Source organism: Geodermatophilus pulveris (assembly GCF_900188375.1).
Lineage (GTDB): Bacteria > Actinomycetota > Actinomycetes > Mycobacteriales > Geodermatophilaceae > Geodermatophilus > Geodermatophilus pulveris.
Genome location: NZ_FZOO01000003.1, coordinates 397,063 through 414,926, shown reverse-complemented (window position 1 = coordinate 414,926; position 17,864 = coordinate 397,063). Strand labels below are relative to the sequence as shown.

Sequence of the window (17,864 nt, the reverse complement as noted above, 5' to 3'; positions counted from 1 at the left end):
CGGGCCGCTCAGGCCTCGGCGAAGACCACGAGGTTCTCGGTGGAGGCCCGGCCGCCGCCGCGCTGGAAGCAGGTGATGAGCACCAGCCGCCCCGGCGCCTTCTCCCACACCTCGGTGGCCCCGGCCAGCTCCCCCTTGGCGTACCGCTCCGTGCGCTCGACGGTGTAGTCGACGGTCCCCTCCGGGGTGCTGACCTCGATGACGTCGCCGGCGGCCAGGGTGCTGCCGCCGCCGTCGGCCTCCATCAGCGGGTCGAACCCGTACTCCCCCGTGCCCGTGGAGTGGGCGGCCAGGTAGAGCGTGTTGTCCGCCTGCGCGGCGGTGCCGACCGGGTCGCCGTACGGGTCGAGCCAGTAGGCGGCGGTCAGCGTCGGCGGGTTGATCGCCCCGTTGCGCGGCTCGTGCGGAAGCAGCGGCAGGTCCAGGTCGAGGGCGGGGATCAGCACGTGCACGTCCGAGGACGGCGTCGGCAGGGCGACCCCCTCGGGCGGCAGCGTGGGCTGGGCCTCCTCGGCCGGCGGCGGGGCCGCGGTGACCGCGGCCACCGGGTCCGGGGACCCGGTGGCCGCGGCCGGCTGCTCGCCACCGGACAGGCCGATGGCGAGCAGCGCGGCCCCGGCGAGCCCGACGGCGGCGACACCGGTGACGGCGCCGGCCAGCGGGCTCGCGCCGGTCAGTCGGCGCACGTGCCGCTCTCGGCCGCCGGGCGGCGACGGGAGCGGGCGACGGCGACGCCGCCCACGCCGGCGGCGGCCAGCAGCCCGGCGCCGGCGACGGCGGCGACGGTGCCGGTGGACCCGGTCGGCACGGCCTCGACGCCGGTGTTGGAGCGCAGCCCGGCGTTGACCGTGGTCTCCTCGACCTCCTCGGTGGGCTCGGCCGGGGCCGGGGCCGGCGCGGCCACGGGCTCGGTCACGGTCAGCTCGGCGGCGACGACCGAGACGTAGCCCGTGGGGGTCTCCTGCACGACCGCGAGCGCGTAGGTGCCGGCCGGCTGGTCGGCCGGGATGGCGACGGTCGCCGTCGAGCCGGCGACCTCGGCGGTCAGGAGGACGGGCTCGCCGACCGGGAGACCGTCGGCGTCGACCGCCTGCGCGGCGACCTGCACGCCGGACAGGTCGGTGATGCCGAGCTCGCGCAGCAGCGACCCGTCGGTCAGGTCGACGGTGACGGTCGACCCGGCGGTCACGGTGCAGGCGGCGGGGTCGGCGCAGAGCACCGCGGAGGCCGCGAGCAGGACGGGCTCCAGGGTCACCTCGTCGAGCGCGGTGTCGCCGAGGGTGAGCACGTACTCGACCGGGTCGATGAAGGTGAACCCGGCCCCGAGGGTGGTCACGACCGGCTCGAGCGAGAGAGCCGCGGTCGCCGTGCCGGTGCCCGCGGGCAGGACGACCTCGACGGTGTCGCCGTCCACCGGGTCCACGGTCAGCGGGAGCTCGGTCCCCGACGGCGCCGAGGAGTACGTGCCGTCCGGCGCGCCGTCGCCGTCGACGTCGACGATCAGCTCCACCACGGCCCCGGAGGCGTCGAGGACGTCCGGCAGCTCGACGGTGAGGGTGTCACCGAACTCCGCGTCGACGGGGACGGGGTCGACCGCCATGGGGTCGCTCATGGGGTCGGCCATGGGGTCCATGTCGGGGAAGTTCTCGACCGGGACGGCGATCAGCCCGACCTCGGCGGGCTCCAGGGAGATGACGACGTCGGCCGCGGCGGCGGGGGACGCGATGCCGACGAGCAGGACCGCGCCGCCGATGCCGGCGAGTGCGAGACGCTGCACCCGCGGCCGGCGGGACGTGGTGGTGCGGGACATGGGGGACACCTTCCGGCGACCGCAGCGCCCCAGCGGCGCTGGCTGCAGACGGAACGTAACGTGACGACATCGTTCTGCTGGGTAGCCGGAGCGCCGGCTGGGACGGACGGGACGCGGAGCGACCGGCGCGCCGGGTGGGGCGATCCCGCTCGTCAGGACCTGTCAGACGCCGACCGGTCCGAGGCCGCTCGGTTGTCGGGTGTGCACGAGAGACGAGCAGCCGCCTCGTCACCGTCTGCCGGGGCAGGCGGGCGGGTCGTCAGGCCGACACGCTCTCCGGCATCCCCAGCCACTCCCGCCAGCGCGGGTCGACGGCCCGGGCGCCCAGCAGCCGCCAGGCCGCGCCGCTCGGCGTCCGCGGCGGGTGCGGCAGCTTCCAGCCGAGCTCGGCGAGCGACCGGTCGGCCTTGGTGTGGTTGCACCGGCGGCAGGCGGCGACCACGTTGTCCCAGGTGTGCGTGCCCCCGCGGCTGCGCGGGACGACGTGGTCGATGCTGGTGGCCGAGCCGCCGCAGTAGACGCAGGTGGAGGCGTCGCGATGGAACACCGCGCGCCGCGACAGCGGGACCTGGGCCGGGTACGGCACGCGCACGTAGCGGGTCAGGCGCACCACCACCGGCACCGGCAGGGACAGCGTCTCGGCGTGCACCTCCTCGGCCGCGCTGTGCACCGAGACCGCCTTGTCGGCGAGCACGAGGACGATCGCGCGCCGGCTGGAGACGACGCACAATGGCTCGTAGGTGGCGTTGAGCAGCAGGGTCGCGGCGGCGGTGGTGCGCGCCGTGACGGCAGGGCTCGGACGGGGGTCGCGCCGCGGACCTGGCTGGCCTGCGGGCGACCCGTGGGCGGGTCGCGGCACGGGGCACCTCCGGCGCCCGGGGCCGCGCGCCGGGTGCAGTGCGACCCGTGGGCGCCCCCATTCTGACCTGCGATCGCGCCCGGGCGCTCCCGGGATCCGTCACGGGTGTCCGGGAGACCCCCGCGGCGTCACTACCGTGGGCCGCGTGCGCCACCCCTCCGCCGAGCGGCTCGACCTGGTCGAGCACCTGCACGGACACGCCGTCGCCGACCCCTACCGCTGGCTGGAGGACCCCGCCGACCCGCGGACGGCGTCCTGGACCGCCGCCCAGGACGAGCTGACCGCCGGGGCGCTGGCCGCCCTGCCGCTGCGCGACCGCCTCGCCGCGCGGCTGGCCGAGCTGGTGCACGCCGGCGCCGTCGGCGTCCCGGTCTGGCGGGGCGGGCGGGCCTTCTCCACCCGCCGCGACCCCGGCCAGGAGCACGCCGTCCTGCGGGTCCGGGAGCCCGACGGCAGCACCCGCGTGCTGGTCGACCCGATGGCCGTGGACCCCGCCGGCACCACGACCCTCGACGCGTGGTCGCCGTCCTGGGAGGGCGACCGACTAGCCTACCAGGTGTCCACCGGCGGGGACGAGGAGTCGCGGCTGTACGTCCTGGACGTCGCCACCGGCGAGCAGCTCGACGGCCCGGTGGACCGCTGCCGCTACTCCCCCGTCGCCTGGCTGCCCGGCGGCGAGGAGCTGTTCTACGTGCGCCGGCTGGCCCCGGACGCCGTCCCCGTCGGCGAGGAGCAGTTCCACCGCCGGGTGTGGCGCCACCGGGTCGGTTCCGACCCCGACGGCGACGTCCTGGTGCACGGGGAGGGGCTGGACCTCACCAACTACTACGGGGTGCGCACCAGCCGGGACGGCCGCTGGCTGAGCGTCTCGGCCTCGGCCGGCACCGCGCCGCGCGACGACGTCTGGCTGGCCGACCTGGGCGGGGACGGCACGCTGCGCGAGCTGCAGGTCGGCGTCGACGCGCAGACCGCGGCCTGGGTGGCCCGCGACGGCCGGCTGTGGCTGATGAGCGACCGCGGCACGCCCCGCTGGCGGCTGGCCGTGGCCGACCCGGCCGACCCGGCCACCTGGGCGCCGGGGGCCTGGCGGGACGTCGTCCCGGAGCAGGCCGGCGGCGTGCTGACCGACGTGGCCCTCGTCGACGGCCCGGACGGCGGGCTGCTGGTGCTCGCCGTGCACTCGGTCGACGCCACCGACCGGCTGTCGGTGTGGGCCGCGGACGGCTCGGGCCGGGTGGCCGAGGTGAGCGCCCTCCCGCCGGGCAGCGTCTCCGGCGTCAGCGCCCCGCCGGAGGGCGGCGGCACCGCGTGGGTCGGCTTCACCGACCACGCCACCCCGCCGTCGGTGCTGCGCTGGGACGCCGCCGACCCGGCCGCCCTGACCACCTGGGAGCAGGCCCCGGTGGCCGGCGAGGTGCCGGCGCTGCGCGTGGTGGAGACGCACGCGACCTCGGCCGACGGGACGCCGGTGCACCTGTTCGTGCTGTCCTCCGACGGCGTCCCCGGCCGGCCCCGCCCCACCGTCCTCTACGGCTACGGCGGGTTCAACGTCGCGCTCACCCCCGGCTACTCGGCCCAGGCGCTGGCCTGGGTGGCCGCCGGCGGGGTGTGGGCGGTGGCCAACCTGCGCGGCGGCTCCGAGCACGGCGAGGAGTGGCACCGCGCCGGGATGCGCGAGCGCAAGCAGAACGTCTTCGACGACTTCGCCGCCGCCGGCGAGCACCTCGTCGCCGAGGGCTGGACGACGCCCGCGCAGCTGGCGGTGATGGGCGGGTCCAACGGCGGGCTGCTGGTCGGGGCGACGCTCACCCAGCGCCCGGACCTCGCCGCCGCCGTCGTGTGCAGCGCGCCGCTGCTGGACATGGTCCGCTACGAGCGCTTCGGCCTGGGCCGTACCTGGAACGACGAGTACGGCACCGCTGACGACCCGGTCGAGCTGGGCTGGCTGCTGGGCTACTCGCCCTACCACCGGGTCGTCGAGGGCACCGCCTACCCCGCGGTGCTGTTCACGACCTTCGAGTCCGACACGCGGGTCGACCCGCTGCACGCCCGCAAGCTGGCCGCGGCGCTGCAGCACGCCACGTCCTCCGGCGCCCCGGTGCTGCTGCGGCGGGAGACCTCGGTCGGCCACGGCGCCCGGGCGGTCAGCCGCACCGTGGCCCTGGCCGCCGACCAGCTGGCCTTCCTCGCCGCGCACACCGGCCTGGGCTGAGGTGCTGTGGGCGGCACGGCGGAGACCGACCCTGTCGCGGCCTTCCTGCACCTGACAGTATCGAGGTGATGAACGCCTCACGCTCCGTGATGAGAGCCGCCCACGACGGGACCGGCCCGCCATCCGGCCGCGCGGACCACCGGCCGTGCGGGCCGGTGCCCGCACGGTCGCGGACGGGGCGGCCGCTGCCGCTGCGCACCACGGCGGGCGCCGCGGCAGGGGCCCGCTGAACGGCAGCGCGCCGGCCGGGGGACGCCCGACCGGCGCGGCCCCCCGGCCGGCGACCTTCCGCGGGCTGTTCGCCGCCGCCGAGTTCCGCCCGCTGTTCGGCACCTACCTGCTGTCGACCATCGGCGACGAGCTGGCTCGCGTCGCGCTGACCGTGCTGGTCTTCCAGCGCACCGACTCCCCGCTGCTGTCGGCGATCACCTTCGCGATCAGCTACCTGCCGTGGCTGCTCGGCGGGCCGCTGCTGTCCACCCTGGCCGACCGGTTCCCCCGGCACCGGGTGCTCATCGCCACCGACGTGGCCCGGGCGGTGCTGGTCGCGGGCATGGCACTGCCGGGCACCCCGCTGCCGGTGCTGCTGGGGCTGCTGCTCGTCGTGGCCCTGTGCGGGCCGCCGTTCGAGTCCGCCCGCTCCGCACTCATGGCCGACGTGCTCGACGGCGACCGGTACGCCCTGGCCACGTCCCTGACCAACGTGAGCTCGCAGGTGGCGCAGGTCCTCGGCTTCGTGCTGGGCGGCGCGCTGGTCGCGGTGTTCGACCCGTCCGCGGCGCTGCTGGTCGACGCGGCCACCTTCGCGGTCTCGGCGGTGTGGCTGTGGGCCCGGCTGGCCCGCCGCCCGGCCCCGGACGACGGCGGTGACGCCACGGGGCCGCGGTCGATGCGGCGGGACGCCACCGAGGGCCTGCGGCTGATCGGCCGGACCCCGCGGCTGCGGGCGATCATCGCCGTCACCTGGGTGGGCACCCTGTTCGGCACCGCACCCGAGGGGGTCGCCGCGCCGCTGGTCGCCCAGCTCGGCCAGGGCCCGGCGCAGATCGGCGTCCTGCTGGCGGCCAACCCGGCGGGGGTGACCGTGGGCGGGCTGCTGATCGCGCGGGCCCTCACCCAGCAGCGCCGCGAGCAGCTGGTACCGGCCCTGGTGGTGCTCTCGCTGGTCCCGGTCGTGCTCGCCGGGCTGGTCACCGTCTGGGGCGCGCCGGGCCAGGGCGCCTACGCCGCGGTGGTGGCGCTGCTGTTCGTCGCCGGCCTCGGCGCGGCGTGGACCATCCCGCTCAACGTGGCCTTCGTGCAGGCGGTGCCGTCGGCCTACCGCGGGCGCGCCTTCGGGGTGGCGGTCAGCGGGCTCTACGGCGTCCAGGGCATCGGCGTGCTCGCCGCCGGGGCCGCGGCGGAGGGCGTCCCCACCGGCGTCGTGGTCGCCGCCGCGGGCGCCCTGGGGCTGCTCGCCGTCGCCTCGCCGCTGCTCGGCTACGTCCGTACCCAGGGTCACGTGGCAGCAGCCCCGCCTCCTGCGGGACGATCGGGGGCATGAGCCGATCCCTGCCGTCGGCGCGGACCTTCTACCAGGAGGTCGGCGGCGCACCGACGTTCGCCCGGCTCGTGGCCCACTTCTACGCGGGGGTCCGCCGCGACCCGGTGCTCGCGCCGCTGTACCCGCAGGACGACTGGGCGGGTGCGGAGGCCCGGCTGCGCACCTTCCTGGAGCAGTACTGGGGCGGCCCGACCACCTACTCCGACGCCCGCGGGCACCCCCGGCTGCGCATGCGGCACGCGCCGTTCGCCATCGGCCCGGCCGAGCGCGACGCGTGGCTGCGGAACATGCGCGCGGCCGTCGACTCCCTGGAGCTGACCCCCGAGCAGGACGCCACGCTCTGGGGGTACATGGAGATGGCCGCGCGCAGCATGCAGAACCGCTGGCCGGACGACGCGCCCGGCGGCCTGTCCATCGCCTGACGGAGGACCCCGCCCTCCTCACCGCTCGTGAGCTCACGGCGAGCCTCTGGACGGGGCCGCCGCCCGGCGGCTCCGGGAGGCGCCGGCCCCGCGGGCTAGTAGCATCGGACCCGTAACGCAGCGTTGCGAGGACAGTGACACCGCGGCCCTCCCTTCTGTGGTCGGGGCCCTCTCTGGGGAGGCCCGCCCACCCATGGCGTTGCTGCAGGTCGAGCGGCTGACGAAGTCCTTCGGGGGACGGCGCGTCCTCCGCGACGTCTCCTTCGGGATCGACGGGGGCGAGATCGTCGGGCTCGTCGGCAGCAACGGGGCCGGCAAGTCCACCCTCGGCGACATCCTCGCCGGCGTCACCGCGGCCGACTCCGGCCAGATGACGCTCTCCGGCCACCCCTACGCGCCGCTGTCCGCCGCCGACGCGCGCCTGCTGGGCGTCGACGTCGTCCAGCAGCAGGTCCGCATCGACCCCGGGCTCACCGTCGCCCAGGCCGTGGTCCGCGGCACCTCGCAGTCCGGGCGGCCCCAGCCGGAGCTGCGCCGGCAGGCGGGGGTGCTGCTCGCCGAGGTCGGCCTCGACGTGGACCCGGACACCCGGGTCGGGGACCTGCCGTACTTCGTGCACGGCCTGGTGGAGACCGCGCGGGTGCTCGCCGAGGACACCCGGTTCGTGGTGCTCGACGAGGTGTCGGCGGCGCTGCTGCCCCTGGAGGTCACCCGGTTGCACGCCGTCGCCGGCCGGCTGAGCCGGCAGGGCCGCGGCGTGCTCTACATCAGCCACCGGCTGCCCGAGATGCTCGAGGTGGTCGACCGGGTGCTGGTGCTGCGCGACGGCGTCATCGCCCTGGACAGCCCCGCGGACTGCCTGGACCCGGTCCGGCTGGCCGCGGAGACGATGGGCGAGCCGGTGTCGCTGCCGGCCCCCCGGGTGGCGGCCACCCTGGCGCGGTCCGCGCCCGACGACGTCCCGGTGCGCGCCTCGACCTGGCCGGCCCCCGCCGACGACGTGGCCCTGCGGGTCCGCAACCTGCGGGTGCCCGGCCGGGTCGAGGGGGTCGACCTGCTGCTGCGCCACGGCGAGGTGGTCGGGCTGACCGGGCACCGCTCCTCCGGCGTCCGCGAGATCGCCGGGGCGCTGTCCGGGGAGCTGCCGGCGGTCACCGGCGAGGTCGTGCTGCACGGCGAGCACCGCACGCTCGGCCCGGCGGCCGGGGAGGCCCTGCGGCTGCCCGCCTACCACCCCGACGACGACGCGGACGGGGTCGACCCCGGGGAGACGATCGCCCGCACGCTCACCCAGGAGCCGTGGGGAGCGCTGAGCGACCTGCGCCGCGAGATCGCCTCGCTGCGCGGGGTGATCCGCACGGTGCACCGGCTGGACGTCAAGACGCTGAGCATCCGCACCGTCTTCGGCGCGCTGTCCGGGGGCGACCAGCACAAGCTGGCGCTGGCCCGCTGGATGGCCTCGGCGCAGGACGTCGTCGTGCTGCACGAGCCCACCCGCGGCCTGGACGTGCGGTCCCGCCAGCAGGTCCGCCAGCTGCTCGACGAGGCGACCGCCCACGGGACGTCGGTCGTCGTGGTGTCGGTGGACCCCGACGAGCTGGCCGAGTGCTGCGACCGCGTGGGCATCGTGTCCGGCGGCCGGGTCGCCCGGTGGATCGACACCCGGGAACTCGCCGTGGACGCCGTCCGGGACCGGATCGTCGAGGCCGCCACCGTCGCCTGAGCGGTGCCGTCCGGCGCGCGGCCGGACGGCACCGCCGCGGTCTCACACGCTGACGGTGGCCGCCACGGCGCGCAGCTTGTGCCGGGCCAGCGCCAGGTTGGCGGTCACCCGGTTGAGCACGAGGTAGATGAACAGGCCGGAGTTGCCCTGGCCCTTGAGCACGTTGATCAGGTGGTACTGGCTCTGCAGCGTGATGAGGACGTCCTCGATCTCGTCCTTGAGCTCCAGGTCGGTGATGGTGCGCAGCTTGGCGCGCACCACGTTCGAGTTCCCGGCGGCCGCGACGTTGAGGTCGAAGCCCGGGGTGCCGCCGGCCGCGAGGGCCATGCCGCTGTCGATGTCGACGATCGCGGCGCCGTTGGCGCCCTCGATCGCGAGCAGGTCGGCGATGACGTTGTCGAGCTGTGCCACGGGTGGGGCTCCTGTCGTCTCGAGGGGAAGACGCAGCGGGGTGCTGCGGTCCGGGTCGGGGGGCGACCCGGGTCGGCCGGACGGGCCGGACGCCTGCAGGTGCGCGGTGTCCCCGGGCGGCGTCGCTGCCGCCCCGGCGCGCGTTCCACCGGCCGGAGCGCGGTGCGCGACCCCCTCGTCGACGGCGGCCGGCACGTCGGCCGGCTCCGGCCCCGAGGGCCGGGACCCGCCCCGGGGTGAGCGGCCCGCGCCGTGCGACCGCTCCGGGGGGACGGCGCGCGGTGCGGGTCGACCCCACTGCCACAGCGACGCCCACCACCCGGATGCCATGCCTTCGTCCGCCTTCGCCGAGGGGCTTGCCACCCCAGACAACACGGCCCACCAGGGCCCGGCAAACCGGCGGGCGTCTCTGCAGGTGAGCGGGCAGGCACCCTCGGCGATCGGATCCGGCGGCGCCCGGCCGCCTGCCGCGATCGCCCGCCGGGCGGCTCGGCCGCGGCGCTCGGGTACCTTCCGCCGGGGGCCGCGCGGGCGGCCCGGGAGGAGATCGTCGTGAAGACCAGGGACCTCGCCTACGTGGCGCTCTTCGCGGCCATCGTGGCCGTCCTGGGCCAGTTCCCGCCGGTCCCCGTGCCGGGCATCCCCGTGCCGATCACCGCGCAGACGCTCGGCGTGATGCTGGCCGGCTCGGTGCTCGGCGCCCGGCGCGGCGCGCTGGCGCTGCTGCTCTTCCTGACCGTCGTGGCGCTGGGGGTCCCGCTGCTGGCCAGCGGCGCCGGGGGCCTGGGTGTCTTCGTCGGGCCGACGGCCGGCTACCTCTATAGCTGGCCGGTCGCCGCGTTCGTCATCGGTTGGCTGACCGAGCGGTTCTGGCGGCGGTACAACCTCGCCTGGGCCCTGGTCGCCAACCTGATCGGCGGCATCGCGGTGATCTACGCGATCGGCATCCCGTTCACCAGCCTCTACGCCGACATCCCGCTGTCGGCGTCGGCCGTCGGTGCGCTGGCGTTCGTCCCCGGGGACGTCGTCAAGGCCGTGGCCGCCTCGGTGGTCGCCGTGGCGGTGCGCCGCGCCTACCCGGTGATCGAGCTGCCGACGCGGCGCGCGACCGCCGGCTGAGACCGGGCGGTCGCGGGCATGCGGTGGGGACGGCCCGGCGCCGGTGCGGCGGGGACGGCGCCGCCCCTCCCCCGGACCGACGTCGAGCTGCGCGAGGTCACTCACGCCTACGGCGACCGGACCGTGCTGACAGGGGTCTCGCTGACGCTGACCGAGTCGCGGATCGGGGTCATCGGGGCCAACGGGTCGGGCAAGAGCACGTTCGCCCGGTTGCTCAACGGGCTGGTGGTGCCCACCGCGGGCACCGTGCTGGTCGACGGGCTGGACACCCGCACGCAGGCCCGCGAGGTGCGCCGGCGGGTCGGTTTCGTCTTCCAGGACCCCGACGCGCAGATCGTGCACCCCACGGTCGCCGAGGACGTCGCGTTCGGGCTGACCAACCAGGGCGTGCCGGCCGGCGAGATCGCCCGGCGGGTCGACGAGGTGCTGGTCGCCTACGGCCTCGACGGGCACCGCGACCACCCCGCCCACCTGCTGTCCGGCGGGCAGAAGCAGCTGCTGGCGATCGCCGGCGTGCTGGTCATGGCGCCGCAGCGGGTGGTCTTCGACGAGCCGACCACGCTGCTGGACCTGCGCAACACCCGCCGGGTCGCGCGGGTCGTCGACGGCCTGGAGCAGGACGTCGTCGTGGTCACCCACCACCTGGAGCTGCTGGCCGGCTTCGACCGGGTGCTGGTCTTCGAGGACGGTCGGGTGGCCGCCGACGGGACGCCGGCCGAGACGGTGCCCTGGTACGTGGCCCGGTGCGGCTGATGCTGTCGCTGTACCGGCCGGGCACCAGCCCGGTGCACCGCGCGCGGGCCGGGCTGAAGCTCGCCGGGCTCGCCGCCCTCGGCACGGGGCTGTTCGCCGTCCCCCGGATCGAGGTGGTCCTCGCCGCGCTGGCCGCGGTGCTGGCGACCGGCCTGCTCCTGGGCCGGCTGCCGGCCGGGGCCCTGTGGGCGCAGGTGCGGCCGGTGTGGCTGCTGCTGGCCGGCCTGTTCGGCTTCCACCTGCTGGTGACCGACGCGCTGACCGGGACGGTGGCGGTGCTGCGGCTGCTCGCCCTGGTGCTGGCCGCGGCGGTGGTCACGGCGACCACCCGGGTGACCGAGCTGGTGGCCGTGGTGGAGTGGCTGCTGCGGCCGCTGGAGGTGGTCGGCGTGCGCCCCGCGCGGGTGGGCTTACTGGTGGCGATGACGCTGCGGTTCATCCCCGTCGTCGCCGAGCGGGCCGCGCGGATCCGCGAGGCGCAGGCCGCCCGCGGGGCGTCCGGGGTGCGGCTGGGCCTGCTGGTCCCGCTGCTGGTGCAGGTGCTGCAGCTGGCGCACACGCTCGGCGAGGCGCTGGACGCCCGGGGTGCGGACGACGTGCCGGTGCGCCGGCCGAGGAGGGCGTGATGGACGACGGCGTGCTGACCGGGATCTGGCTGACGTCGGCCGCGGCGGCGCCGATGCGGCGGGTGCCCTCGGCGCGGCTGGTCGCCGGGGTGGGGCTGGAGGGTGACCGCTACGCGCTGGGCGGCGGCACCTGGGCGGCCTACCCGGATCTGGAGAAGCAGGTCACCCTCATCGACCGGGCCGACGTGGCCGCCGTCGCGGCGGAGGTGGGCGTGCCGCTGGGCCCGGGCGACACCCGGCGGAACCTGGTGACCACGGGCGTGGGCCTGCCGTCGCTGGTGGGCCGCTGGTTCGCCGTCGGGGACGCGCTGCTGTTCGGCGTGAAGCGCTGCCCGCCGTGCACCCACCTCGAGCGGCTGACCGGCGCCCGGCTGGTCAAGGCGATGGTGCACCGGGGCGGGATCAACGCGGCGGTCTTCGCCGGCGCGGTCGTCACCGAGGGCGCGGCGGTGCGGGCGGTCCCCGAGGAGGAGGCCGCGCGGCGGGGTGCGCCCACCGGCGCCGACCGCCCGGTGCCGCGCATCGTCCCCGCCTGACCGCTCCCCGTCCCCACCGGCGCTCCGGCCCGCTGCCCACCGTGGTGGGCAGCGTGCGAGGGCCGGGGAACCGAGCCGTTCCCAGGTCCGTGGAACAGGTGTGGACGGACTCCGGACGGTGCTCAACCTGGTGTGGCTGGTCCTGCAGGGCTGGCTGCTGGCCCTCGCCTACGCCCTCGCCGGGCTGATCGCCTGCCTGCTGGTGGTCACCATCCCCTTCGGGATCGCGGCCTTCCGGCTGGCCGGCTTCGTGGTGTGGCCCTTCGGCCGGACGACGGTGCCCGCACCCGGTGCCGGGGTGGCCTCGGCCCTGGGCAACGTGCTGTGGTTCCTGGTGGCCGGGTGGTGGCTGGCGCTGGTCCACGTGGTCGCCGGCATCGGCTTCTGCCTGACGGTCATCGGCATCCCGTTCGGCATCGCCTCGTTCAAGCTGGCCGCGGTCGGCCTGTTCCCGCTGGGCAAGCGGGTCGTGGAGACGGCCCCGCCGCGGGACTGGCGGCACGCCGGCAGCGGCGTGGTGCGCGCGGCGGCGGTGCGCTGAGCGCGGTCCCGGGTCAGCCGGGGGGCGGCTCGTCGGCGTAGCGGGCGAGGAAGGCCCGCTCGTCCGGGGTGAGCCGGCGCGGCCGGTCGATGGCGAAGTCGAAGGGCACCAGCAGGGTGCTGCCGGTCACCGCCAGGCGCCCGTGGTCGAACAGCTCGTAGTGGCAGGTGAAGGCGGCGGCGCGGACCTCCGACACCCACATCTGCACCTCCAGCGGGTCGCGGGAGTACACGACCGGCAGCCGGTAGCGGACGTCGTGGGCCGCGACGACGGTCCCCCGGCGCAGGCCGGTCTGCTCCTCCAGCGAGGCCCGGTCGAAGAACAGGTCGACGCGGGCGGTCTCGAAGTAGCCGAGGAAGACCACGTTGTTCACGTGGCCGTAGGCGTCCATGTCCGACCAGCGCATGGGGACTGCCACCGTGTGCCGCACGCCGGACACCCTGCCGCACCGCCGTCCACCGGTCGGCCCCGGATGCCGACGGCCGGCCGGAGCGGGTGCTCCGGCCGGCCGGGTGACGGGCCGGAACGGCCCCTTGGTGACGTGCTGGAGCGGCCCCGCTGCAGGGTCCCGCGCCGAGCGGGCGAGGCGTGGGGGGCAGCGGGGTCCTCCCTCAGTCGCGGGTGAGCTTGCGGTAGGTCGCGCGGTGGGGACGGAGCGCCTCCGGGCCGAGCCGCTCGGCCTTGTTCTTCTCGTAGTCGGCGAAGTTGCCCTCGAACCAGAACCACCGCGACTCACCCTCGTAGGCGAGGATGTGGGTGGCCACCCGGTCGAGGAACCAGCGGTCGTGGCTGACCACGACGGCGCAGCCGGGGAAGTCCAGCAGCGCGTTCTCCAGGCTGGACAGCGTCTCGACGTCCAGGTCGTTCGTCGGCTCGTCGAGGAGCAGCAGGTTGCCGCCCTGCTTCAGGGTGAGCGCGAGGTTGAGGCGGTTGCGCTCACCGCCGGACAGCACCCCGGCCTTCTTCTGCTGGTCGGGGCCCTTGAACCCGAACGCGGCGACGTAGGCCCGCGAGGGCATCTCGACGTTGCCGACCTTGATGTGGTCCAGGCCGTCGGACACGACGTCCCACAGCGTCTTCTGGGGGTCGATGCCGGCCCGGTTCTGCTCGACGTAGGCCACCTTGACGGTCTCGCCGACCTTGATCTCGCCGTCGTCCGGCTTCTCCTCGCCGACCAGCATCTTGAACAGCGTGGTCTTGCCGGCACCGTTGGGGCCGACGACCCCGACGATGCCGTTGCGCGGCAGCGTGAAGGAGAGGTCGTCGATGAGCACCCGGTCGCCGAAGCCCTTGGTCAGGTCGTTGGTCTCGACCACGACGCTGCCCAGGCGCGGGCCCGGCGGGATCTGGATCTCCTCGAAGTCCAGCTTGCGGAACTTGTCCGCCTCGGCCGCCATCTCCTCGTAGCGGGCCAGCCGGGCCTTGCTCTTGGCCTGCCGCGCCTTGGCGCCGGAACGGACCCACTCCAGCTCGTCCTTGAGGCGCTTCTGCCGCTTGACGTCCTTGGCGCCCTCGACCTTGAGCCGGGTGGCCTTGGTCTCCAGGTAGGTGGAGTAGTTGCCCTCGTAGGGGTAGGCGCGGCCGCGGTCGAGCTCGAGGATCCACTCGGCGACGTTGTCGAGGAAGTACCGGTCGTGGGTGACGGCGACGACGGTGCCGGCGTACTTCTCCAGGTGCTGCTCCAGCCACGCGACGCTCTCGGCGTCCAGGTGGTTGGTGGGCTCGTCGAGCAGCAGCAGGTCCGGTGCCTCCAGGAGCAGCCGGCACAGCGCCACCCGGCGGCGCTCGCCACCGGACAGGACGGTGACGTCGGCGTCGCCGGGCGGGCAGCGCAGGGCGTCCATGGCCTGCTCGATGCGGGCGTCGAGCTCCCAGCCGTCGGCGTTCTCGATGACCTCCATGAGCTCGCCCTGCTCGGCCAGCAGCGAGTCGAAGTCGGCGTCCGGCTCGCCCATCGCCGCGCTGACCTCCTCGAAGCGGGTCAGCGCGTCGCGCAGCGGCTTGACGGCCTCCTCGACGTTGCCGCGGACGTCGAGCCCCTCGTTGAGCGGCGGCTCCTGCAGCAGGATGCCGACCGTGGCGTCCGGCGCCAGCACCACGTCGCCGTTGGAGGGCTGCTGCAGGCCGGCCATGATCTGGAGGACGGTGGACTTGCCGGCGCCGTTCGGGCCGACGACGCCGATCTTGGCGCCGGGCAGGAACGCCAGGGTGACGTCGTCCAGGATCACCTTGTCGCCGTGCGCCTTGCGCGCACGCACCATCGAGTAGATGTACTGAGCCACTGGGCTTCGGGGCCTTCCGTCGGTTCGCGAGTGGTGGGCGGGCCGGCCGGGGTGCCGGCCCGCCCCCGTGTGCGTTCTCCCCTCCGATCCTCCCAGCCCGCGCGGCTAGGCGTGCACGGGTTCCGTGGCGAGGTCGTGGGTGTCCGCCGGGTGCAACGCCTCCGGGGCGGTCTCGTAGTCCCGGCCGGGGACCAGGCCCTCGTCGGCGTCGTCCCCGGCCCGGGCCGGCGCGGGCACCGCGTCCTCGGCGGCGACCGGCCGCCCCGACCGGCTGCGCCGGAACACCCCGGTGCCGCGCGCCAGGTTGTGGCCGACGGCGAGGGCACGGATCCGCGGCGTGCTGCGGCGGCCGTTCTCCCCCTCCCAGCTGTGCGTGGTCAAGGTGCCCGAGACGATGACCGGGTCGCCCTTGCTGACGCTGCCGGACACGTTGCCGGACAGGTCGTTCCAGCACTCGACGTCGACCCAGAACGTGCCGGAGTCGACGAACTCCCGGGTCTGGCTGTCGAAGCGGCGCGCGGTCGAGGCGAGGCGGAAGTTGGTGACCGCGCCGTTCTCCAGGCTGACGCGGCGGGGGGAGTCGGCGACGTTGCCGACGACGGTGACGTGGGTGTCGTTCACGGTGCTCCTCAGGGGCTGACCGCCGGACCGGCGGCGACCGGCGCTGTGCCGGTGCACCGAGACCCTGGGCCGCCGCGGCCGGGCACCGACGCCGGGACGGCGATCTGTGGACGGCGCCGGCCCCTGTGGACACGGCGGGCGGGACCGTCACGGCCCCGCGCTGGGCCGGCGCGCGTGACGACCACTGCCGCACGCCGCCCGGGCCGGCACCGCCGGGGTGCGATGATCTGTGCCCGAGCGCCCGTAGCTCAGCGGATAGAGCAGGTGCCTTCTAAGCACTTGGTCGCAGGTTCGATCCCTGCCGGGCGCACCCACCGGGCCGCCGTCGCGGTCGTGCGCCACGGCGCGGCGGCCCGGCGGGCACCCGAGCACGCGCTCAAGCTCGCCTCAAGGCCACGGCAGGTCCGCCACCAGACCCACCCGCCACCGTTCCCCTCGAGACCCCCGCTCGAGAGGAACGAGACCATGACCCAGCAGATCGGCCACCCCGGGTACACCCAGCAGCCGCCGCCCCCGTCGTCCGGTCCCCACGGCCAGCCGGCCGCGCCGTACGGCCCTCCCCCGCCGGCCCGGTCCGGCGCCCCGCAGCCGCCGGCCCTGCGCCGCCGCACCGGCGCGATCGTCGCCGGCACCGCCGCCGCCGTCATCGTGATCGCCGGCCTGATCGCCGGCGCGCTGTTCCTGTTCGGCAGCAAGCTCCTCGACACCACCGAGGCCGAGACCGAGATCGCCCGGATCACCGAGGAGCAGTTCGGGCTGGCCCCGTCGGACGTCTCGTGCCCGGACGACGTGCCGCTCGAAGCCGGTACGACGACCACCTGCACCGGCACCCTCGACGGCCAGCCGGTCTCCTACACCGTCGAGCAGACCGAAGACGAGGGGGACGTGTGGATCGCCAGCGTCGAGGACTTCGTCGTCATCGCCGAGGTCGAGGCGGCGCTGAGCCAGCAGGTGGGCGCCGAGGCCGGCGTGAAGGTCACCACGACCTGTGACGCCGGGAGTCGCAGCGTGCTGGTCGACGGCTTCGGGACCCCGATCCCGTGCACGGTGACCAACGCGACCGACGCCACGGACAACCTCGACGTCCTGGCCACGGTCGACGAGGCCGGCGACGTCACCTACGAGGTCGCCTGACCGCCACAGCACACGACCCCGCGGGCGCGGCGGTGCCGACCGGCGCCACCGCGCCCGCGCGTCAGCGGCCGCGCTGGTCCAGGGGCACCCAGCCGATCGCCGGGGCGACGTGGCGGGTGACCGTCTCCAGCAGCCGGGCGTTGTACTCGACGCCGAGCATGGTGGGCACGGTGAGCAGCAGGGTGTCGGCCTCGCGGACGGCGGCGTCCTTGGCCAGCTCCTCCGCCAGCTGGTCGGGCTCGCCGACGTAGCCCTTGCCGAAGCGGGCGCGCACGCCCTCGAGCAGCCCGACCTGGTCCTCACCCGAGCGCTCGCCGAAGTACTGCCGGTCGAGGTCGCTGGTGATCGGCAGGACGCTGCGGCTCACCGACACCCGCGGCGACCGCGCCCAGCCGGCCTCGGCCCAGGCGGCACGGTAGCGGGCGATCTGGTCGGCCTGCAGCTCGTCGAAGGGCACGCCAGTGTCCTCGCTCAGCAGCGTGGAGCTCATCAGGTTCATCCCCAGGCGCGCGGCCCACTCGCCGGTCGCCCGGGTACCCGCACCCCACCAGATCCGCTCGGCCAGGCCGGGTGACTGCGGCTGCACCGCCAGCCTGCCGGGCATGCCGCCGGTCATCCGCGGGTCGGCGTCCACCAGTCGCTCCCCCTGGACGGCGGCCAGGAACAGCGCGGTCTTCTGCCGGGCGAGGTCGGCGTCGGTCGAGCCCTCCGGCGGCACGTAGCCGAAGGCCTCCGAGCCGCGCAGCGCCGTCTCGGGTGACCCGCGGCTGACGCCGAGCTGCAGCCGGCCGTCGCTGAGCAGGTCGGTCGCCGCGGCCTCCTCGGCCATGTACAGCGGGTTCTCGTAGCGCATGTCGACGACGCCGGTGCCGACCTCGATCCGCCGGGTCCGCGCGGCCGTGGCGGCGAGCAGCGGGAAGGGCGAGGCCAGCTGCCGGGCGAAGTGGTGCACCCGCACGTAGGCGCCGTCCAGCCCGATCTCCTCTGCGGCCACGGCCAGCTCGACGCTCTGCACGAGCGCGTCCCGCCCGGTCCGCACCTGCGAGCCGGGGATGGGCTGCCAGTGCCCGAACGACAGGAACCCGATCCGCTTCTCCATCACCCTCACCTCTGGTCCGTCTGCTGCGGTCGAGCACCAGGGGCCCCGCGCGGATTCCCGACGACGACCGGTGCCACCCGGGGACGACGGCGCCTCCCTCGCCCCACGGATCGACTCCTGCCCCACCGTGCACGTCAAGTGACGTTGCGTGAGCGACCGACCACGACTCTCCG

At 75.6% G+C, this 17,864-nt stretch carries 18 protein-coding genes and 1 tRNA gene; 11 read left to right on the top strand and 8 right to left on the bottom strand.

The window, feature by feature from the left end; translation table 11 throughout:
- Window positions 1–8 precede the first annotated feature (8 nt).
- From CHB98_RS08715 to CHB98_RS08705, 3 genes are all read right to left on the bottom strand, one after another.
- Window positions 9–686 (bottom strand): class F sortase, encoded by a 678-nt coding sequence (locus CHB98_RS08715; RefSeq protein ID WP_089305174.1) that lies wholly within the window; start codon window positions 684–686, stop codon window positions 9–11.
- Window positions 674–1,810 carry a hypothetical protein gene (locus CHB98_RS08710; RefSeq protein ID WP_089305173.1) on the bottom strand — a complete coding sequence of 379 codons (1,137 nt, stop codon included), beginning with the start codon at window positions 1,808–1,810 and terminating at the stop codon, window positions 674–676. The genes CHB98_RS08715 and CHB98_RS08710 overlap by 13 nt, the downstream gene beginning before the upstream one ends.
- A gap of 259 nt (window positions 1,811–2,069) precedes the next feature.
- Window positions 2,070–2,669 (bottom strand): HNH endonuclease, encoded by a 600-nt coding sequence (locus CHB98_RS08705; RefSeq protein WP_245821022.1) that lies wholly within the window; start codon window positions 2,667–2,669, stop codon window positions 2,070–2,072.
- 145 nt (window positions 2,670–2,814) lie between these two features.
- Between CHB98_RS08705 and CHB98_RS08700 the strand changes: the two genes are divergently transcribed.
- From CHB98_RS08700 to CHB98_RS08685, 4 genes are all read left to right on the top strand, one after another.
- Window positions 2,815–4,881, top strand: a complete 2,067-nt coding sequence (locus CHB98_RS08700) for a prolyl oligopeptidase family serine peptidase (RefSeq protein WP_089305302.1) — start codon at window positions 2,815–2,817, stop codon at window positions 4,879–4,881.
- A 145-nt stretch (window positions 4,882–5,026) separates the two neighbouring features.
- Window positions 5,027–6,424: an MFS transporter gene (locus CHB98_RS08695; RefSeq protein WP_245821021.1), complete on the top strand. Its 1,398-nt coding sequence runs from the start codon at window positions 5,027–5,029 to the stop codon at window positions 6,422–6,424.
- Entirely contained in the window at window positions 6,421–6,846 is a 426-nt protein-coding gene (locus tag CHB98_RS08690) for a globin (RefSeq protein WP_089305172.1), read from the top strand. The genes CHB98_RS08695 and CHB98_RS08690 overlap by 4 nt, the downstream gene beginning before the upstream one ends.
- 193 nt (window positions 6,847–7,039) lie before the next feature.
- Window positions 7,040–8,569, top strand: a complete 1,530-nt coding sequence (locus CHB98_RS08685; RefSeq protein ID WP_089305171.1) for an ATP-binding cassette domain-containing protein — start codon at window positions 7,040–7,042, stop codon at window positions 8,567–8,569.
- Window positions 8,570–8,611: 42 nt separating this feature from the next.
- Here the strand turns inward: CHB98_RS08685 and CHB98_RS08680 are convergent, their stop codons facing one another.
- Window positions 8,612–8,980, bottom strand: a complete 369-nt coding sequence (locus CHB98_RS08680) for a hypothetical protein (RefSeq protein WP_089305170.1) — start codon at window positions 8,978–8,980, stop codon at window positions 8,612–8,614.
- A gap of 552 nt (window positions 8,981–9,532) precedes the next feature.
- Between CHB98_RS08680 and CHB98_RS08675 the strand changes: the two genes are divergently transcribed.
- The 5 genes from CHB98_RS08675 (at window position 9,533) to CHB98_RS08655 (ending at window position 12,555) form a co-directional block, all read left to right on the top strand.
- Complete coding sequence (locus tag CHB98_RS08675; protein ID WP_089305169.1) at window positions 9,533–10,099, top strand: biotin transporter BioY; 567 nt, start codon at window positions 9,533–9,535, stop codon at window positions 10,097–10,099.
- Window positions 10,100–10,117: 18 nt separating this feature from the next.
- The gene (locus tag CHB98_RS08670; RefSeq protein WP_089305168.1) at window positions 10,118–10,852 is read left to right on the top strand and encodes an energy-coupling factor ABC transporter ATP-binding protein; all 735 of its coding nucleotides are present in this window, start codon (window positions 10,118–10,120) and stop codon (window positions 10,850–10,852) included.
- On the top strand, window positions 10,852–11,478 hold the full coding sequence (locus CHB98_RS08665) for a CbiQ family ECF transporter T component (protein ID WP_089305300.1): 627 nt from the start codon (window positions 10,852–10,854) through the stop codon (window positions 11,476–11,478). Before CHB98_RS08670 ends, CHB98_RS08665 begins: the two co-directional genes overlap by 1 nt.
- On the top strand, window positions 11,478–12,014 hold the full coding sequence (locus CHB98_RS08660) for an MOSC domain-containing protein (protein WP_089305167.1): 537 nt from the start codon (window positions 11,478–11,480) through the stop codon (window positions 12,012–12,014). The genes CHB98_RS08665 and CHB98_RS08660 overlap by 1 nt, the downstream gene beginning before the upstream one ends.
- A 100-nt stretch (window positions 12,015–12,114) precedes the next feature.
- Window positions 12,115–12,555 carry a YccF domain-containing protein gene (locus CHB98_RS08655; protein ID WP_089305166.1) on the top strand — a complete coding sequence of 147 codons (441 nt, stop codon included), beginning with the start codon at window positions 12,115–12,117 and terminating at the stop codon, window positions 12,553–12,555.
- A 13-nt stretch (window positions 12,556–12,568) separates the two neighbouring features.
- On the opposite strand, the gene CHB98_RS08650 is transcribed toward CHB98_RS08655, so the two are convergent.
- The 3 genes from CHB98_RS08650 to CHB98_RS08640 form a co-directional block, all read right to left on the bottom strand.
- Window positions 12,569–12,985, bottom strand: coding sequence for an acyl-CoA thioesterase (locus CHB98_RS08650; RefSeq protein WP_218822297.1), 417 nt, complete (start codon window positions 12,983–12,985; stop codon window positions 12,569–12,571).
- 181 nt (window positions 12,986–13,166) lie between these two features.
- The gene (gene ettA / locus CHB98_RS08645) at window positions 13,167–14,837 is read right to left on the bottom strand and encodes an energy-dependent translational throttle protein EttA (protein WP_089305165.1); all 1,671 of its coding nucleotides are present in this window, start codon (window positions 14,835–14,837) and stop codon (window positions 13,167–13,169) included.
- Between the two features lie 105 nt (window positions 14,838–14,942).
- Window positions 14,943–15,458 carry a single-stranded DNA-binding protein gene (locus CHB98_RS08640; protein ID WP_089305164.1) on the bottom strand — a complete coding sequence of 172 codons (516 nt, stop codon included), beginning with the start codon at window positions 15,456–15,458 and terminating at the stop codon, window positions 14,943–14,945.
- A 237-nt stretch (window positions 15,459–15,695) separates the two neighbouring features.
- On the opposite strand from CHB98_RS08640, the gene CHB98_RS08635 reads away from it, so the two are divergent.
- Together CHB98_RS08635 and CHB98_RS08630 are read left to right on the top strand one after the other, a co-directional pair.
- A tRNA-Arg gene (locus CHB98_RS08635) sits at window positions 15,696–15,768 on the top strand.
- A 155-nt stretch (window positions 15,769–15,923) separates the two neighbouring features.
- The gene (locus CHB98_RS08630) at window positions 15,924–16,592 is read left to right on the top strand and encodes a DUF4333 domain-containing protein (RefSeq protein ID WP_089305163.1); all 669 of its coding nucleotides are present in this window, start codon (window positions 15,924–15,926) and stop codon (window positions 16,590–16,592) included.
- A 61-nt stretch (window positions 16,593–16,653) separates the two neighbouring features.
- On the opposite strand, the gene CHB98_RS08625 is transcribed toward CHB98_RS08630, so the two are convergent.
- Window positions 16,654–17,691: an LLM class flavin-dependent oxidoreductase gene (locus CHB98_RS08625; protein ID WP_179224330.1), complete on the bottom strand. Its 1,038-nt coding sequence runs from the start codon at window positions 17,689–17,691 to the stop codon at window positions 16,654–16,656.
- Window positions 17,692–17,864 lie beyond the last annotated feature (173 nt).

Bases quoted from the DNA above. Each gene is read 5' to 3' on its own strand.
- CHB98_RS08710 (WP_089305173.1), bottom strand. From the start codon at position 1,810: ATGTCCCGCACCACCACGTCCCGCCGGCCGCGGGTGCAGCGTCTCGCA.
- CHB98_RS08690 (WP_089305172.1), top strand. From the start codon at position 6,421: ATGAGCCGATCCCTGCCGTCGGCGCGGACCTTCTACCAGGAGGTCGGC.
- CHB98_RS08685 (WP_089305171.1), top strand. From the start codon at position 7,040: ATGGCGTTGCTGCAGGTCGAGCGGCTGACGAAGTCCTTCGGGGGACGG.
- CHB98_RS08670 (WP_089305168.1), top strand. From the start codon at position 10,118: ATGCGGTGGGGACGGCCCGGCGCCGGTGCGGCGGGGACGGCGCCGCCC.
- CHB98_RS08665 (WP_089305300.1), top strand. From the start codon at position 10,852: ATGCTGTCGCTGTACCGGCCGGGCACCAGCCCGGTGCACCGCGCGCGG.
- CHB98_RS08660 (WP_089305167.1), top strand. From the start codon at position 11,478: ATGGACGACGGCGTGCTGACCGGGATCTGGCTGACGTCGGCCGCGGCG.
- CHB98_RS08630 (WP_089305163.1), top strand. From the start codon at position 15,924: ATGACCCAGCAGATCGGCCACCCCGGGTACACCCAGCAGCCGCCGCCC.
- CHB98_RS08625 (WP_179224330.1), bottom strand. From the start codon at position 17,691: ATGGAGAAGCGGATCGGGTTCCTGTCGTTCGGGCACTGGCAGCCCATC.